Genomic DNA, 735 nt, shown 5'->3' on the forward strand with positions numbered 1-735 from the left:
GACATCAGCAATTTTACTTTTAAGAAAATGCGTTCTTTGCGTCGTCATATTCAGATTGTTTTTCAAGATCCTTTTGGTTCACTTTCTCCACGTATGTCTGTGAGTGAAATTATTGCTGAAGGCTTATCAATTCATGAACCAAAGCTTTCTTATTCTGAACGCAATGATCGTGTGATTGAAGCTTTACATGAGGTTAATCTTGACCCTTCTACTCGTTATCGTTATCCTCATGAGTTTTCTGGTGGGCAGAGACAGCGAATTGCTCTTGCACGTGCAATCATCCTCAAACCTCGCTTTATTATGCTTGATGAACCAACGTCTTCTCTTGATGTAAGTGTGCAGGCACAGATCATTAGCCTTTTACTTCATCTGCAAAAAAAATATCATTTAGGTTATCTGTTTATTAGTCATGATTTAAAAGTTATCAAAGCGCTTGCACATGAAGTGATTGTCATGCGTAATGGAGAAATGGTTGAATATGGCTCTGCTGATCGTATTTTTTCTTGCCCCCAAAATACTTACACGCAAAGCTTGATGGCTGCTGCATTCGCATTGGAATCTGATCGTTTATAAGTAATGACCTTAAATTGCACTGATAATCTATTATAGAGGAGGTTTTTCTCTACTAAGGATTCATTGGTGTTTGTGATAAGTTTAATGGCTTCCATTGCTTGGAGTGTTCCAATGACTCCGGGTAAAGCGCCGATAATTCCAGTTTCAGCACATGTTGAGAGA

Annotated in this window: 2 protein-coding genes; one reads left to right on the forward strand and one right to left on the reverse strand. The window is 38.4% G+C overall.

Annotated features, from left to right (window positions below; all coding sequences use genetic code 11):
* Positions 1–573: ATP-binding cassette domain-containing protein (locus tag ACFINO_RS10395; RefSeq protein WP_375655753.1), on the forward strand; the 573-nt coding region annotated here is incomplete at its 5' end.
* Here the strand turns inward: ACFINO_RS10395 and ACFINO_RS10400 are convergent.
* Positions 519–735: ThiF family adenylyltransferase (locus ACFINO_RS10400; protein ID WP_375655755.1), on the reverse strand; the 217-nt coding region annotated here is incomplete at its 5' end. The two genes, ACFINO_RS10395 and ACFINO_RS10400, sit on opposite strands and share 55 nt — an antisense overlap.

This window comes from Bartonella sp. AA83SXKL (assembly GCF_042196965.1).
In the GTDB taxonomy this organism is placed as follows: domain Bacteria; phylum Pseudomonadota; class Alphaproteobacteria; order Rhizobiales; family Rhizobiaceae; genus Bartonella.